The sequence below is a fragment of the Streptomyces sioyaensis genome (assembly GCF_004122735.1).
Taxonomy (GTDB): Bacteria; Actinomycetota; Actinomycetes; order Streptomycetales; family Streptomycetaceae; genus Streptomyces; species Streptomyces sioyaensis.
Genome location: NZ_SDIF01000249.1, coordinates 1 through 3,023 on the forward strand (window position 1 = coordinate 1; position 3,023 = coordinate 3,023).

The 3,023-nt window shown below is 68.2% G+C and carries 1 pseudogene; it reads left to right on the forward strand.

From position 1 onward, the window contains the following. Positions 1 to 6 precede the first annotated feature (6 nt). A pseudogene (locus EST54_RS33565) lies at positions 7 to 3,023 on the forward strand (type I polyketide synthase); the annotation flags it as partial.

The following is a 3,023-nucleotide window of genomic DNA, read 5'->3' on the forward strand; positions in this document are numbered from 1 at the left end:
GTGGGTGTGTTGGTGGTGGAGCGGTTGTCGGATGCCCGGCGGAATGGGCATCAGGTGTTGGCGGTCGTGCGCGGCAGTGCGGTGAACCAGGACGGTGCGTCGAATGGTTTGACGGCGCCGAATGGTCCTTCGCAGCAGCGGGTGATTCGGCAGGCGCTGGCGGGTGCGGGGCTGTCGGCGTCGGATGTGGATGTGGTCGAGGCGCACGGTACGGGGACGTCGCTGGGTGATCCGATCGAGGCGCAGGCCCTGCTCGCGACGTACGGTCAGGGCCGGGATGAGGACCGGCCGTTGTGGCTGGGGTCGGTGAAGTCGAATATCGGGCACACGCAGGCGGCTGCGGGTGTGGCCGGTGTGATCAAGATGGTGCTGGCGTTGCAGCACGGCGTCCTGCCGCAGACGCTGCACGTCGATGAGCCTTCTTCGCATGTGGACTGGTCGGCGGGAGACGTGCGGCTGCTGACGGAGCCGGTGGAGTGGCCTCAGACGGATCGGCCGCGGCGGGCCGGTGTGTCCTCGTTCGGCATCAGCGGCACGAACGCCCACACCATCATCGAAGAGGCACCGGCAACCGACGAGACAGCGGAGCGCGAAGCGTCGCTCAAGCTGCCCTCAGTGCCCTGGGTCATCTCCGGACGGGACGAAGCCGGCTTGACGGCACAGGCGCGCCGGCTCCTGACGCACCTCGACGAGTTCCGGCCCGACGCCGCCGATGTCGGCTTCTCCTTGGCCACGTCAAGGGAGGTATTCGACCACCGCGCCGTGCTGCTCGTCGATGAGCACGAGACGGCCGTACAGGGGCTGACCGCACTCGCCGAGGGCCGAAAGGCTGCGGGTGTGGTGCGCGGTACCAAGGGACAGGGGCGGTCTGCATTCCTGTTCACCGGGCAGGGGGCGCAGCGTTTGGGCATGGGCTGGGAGCTGTACGACACCTTCCCGGTTTTTGCGGACACGTTTGACGCCGTATGCGCCTGCTTTGACGGTGAGTTGGAGTCGTCACTGCGGGGTGTGGTGTTCGGTGAGAATGCGGAGGCGTTGAATCGGACGGAATTCACTCAGCCGGCGTTGTTTGCGGTGGAGGTGGCGCTGTTCCGGTTGGTGGAGTCGTTCGGTGTGCGGCCGGATTTCCTGGTCGGCCATTCCATTGGTGAGTTGGCGGCTGCGCATGTGGCGGGGGTGCTGTCGCTGGAGGATGCGTGTCGGCTGGTGGCGGCGCGTGGCCGGTTGATGCAGGCGTTGCCGGCGGGTGGGGCGATGGTCGCCGTTCAGGCCGCTGAGGATGAGGTGTTGCCGCTGCTGGAGGGCCAGGAGCAGCGGGTGAGTATTGCCGCGGTGAACGGCCCGAAGTCGGTCGTGATCTCCGGTGCGGAATCCGCGGTGGTGGAGATTGCCGGGCGTTTCGAGTCGGACGGCCGGAAGGTGAAGCGGCTCCAGGTGAGTCACGCCTTCCACTCACCGCTGATGGAGCCGATGCTGGACGAGTTCCGGGCGGTTGCGGAGAGCGTCGGGTATGCGGAGCCGCGTATCCCGGTGGTCTCGAATGTGACCGGCGTACTCGCTGGGGCGGAGGAATTGGCGTCCCCTGATTACTGGGTGCGGCATGTCCGTGAGGCCGTGCGTTTTGCTGACGGTGTGCGGTGGTTGGAGGAGCAAGGGGTGACCCGGTTCCTGGAGATCGGGCCGGACGGCACCCTGACCGCCATGGCGCAGGGCTGCACAGACAGCGCGGACCTGCTGCTGTTGCCCGCGCTGCGGAAGGACCGGCTGGAGTCGGACGCCCTTTTGACTGCAGTCAGTGGCATGTTCGCCAACGGTGCGGAGGTGCAGTGGCAGGCGCTCTTCCCCGGGGCCCGGCGGGTCGATCTGCCCACGTACCCGTTCCAGCGTGAGCGTTTCTGGCCGAGCAACTCGGGGACTGCGGCCAGGGACGCCGTGGCTCAGCCGGCGGACGACGGGGCCGCGTGGTTCTGGGAGGCCGTGGAGCGCGAGGATCCGACCGCCCTGGCCGGGGAACTGGCGATCGCCGGGGATGCCTCGTGGGATGAGGCCCTGAGCGCATTGTCGTCATGGCGGCGGCAGCAGCGTGAGCGGTCGACGGTGGACGGCTGGCGGTATCGGGTGCAGTGGAAGCCGGTTGGCGTGGGAACCGGCGAGGCGTTGTCCGGGCGTTGGCTGGTGGTGACGCCCGAGGGGGCGGCGGAGTCGAGTGTGACCTCTTCCGTGGTGGAGAAGCTGGCGGCGAGTGGTGTGCGGGTTGAGCGGGTGAAGTGCGGCCTGGACGTGGATCGGGCTGCGCTGGCTGAACGGTGTGCGGGGATCGCGGGTGAAGCCGTCGCGGGTGTGTTGGTGCTGCCGGTCGGCGTGGAGGGTGAATCCGCTGGCGGGGTCCCGGCGGGTGTGTGGTGGACGGCCGTGTTGGTGCAGGCGTTGGGGGATGCGGGTGTGGGTGGGCGTGTGTGGGTGGTGACGCAGGGGGCTGTTGCGATCGGTCAGTCGGATGGTGGCCCCGATCCTGCGGCGGCTGCGGTGTGGGGTTTGGGTCGGGTCGCGGCTTTGGAGTTGCCGGATCGTTGGGGTGGTCTGGTGGACCTTCCGGAGGCCGTGGACCGTGGCGTGCTGGATCGGCTCGTGGCTGTTCTGGCCGATGGTTCTGAGGATCAGGTAGCTGTGCGGGCGTCTGGTGTCTTTGGCCGGAGGCTGGTCCACGCTCATGGTGGGGGCAGCACTGCCGACGGTTGGCGGCCGCGCGGGACGGTGTTGATCACGGGTGGTACGGGCGCGTTGGGTGCTCGTGTGGCGCGTTGGGTGGCCGAGCGCGGTGCGGAGCATCTGATCCTGACGAGCCGTCGTGGTCTGGAGGCTCCTGGTGCGGTGGAGTTGGAGGCGGAGCTGTCGGCTCTGGGTGTACGGGTGACGGTGGCGGCTTGCGATGTCGCGGATCGGGATGCCGTCGAGGAGTTGTTGTCGGGGTGTGCGGTGGATGCGGTGGTTCATGCGGCGGGTGTGGTGGATTCGGTGCCGCT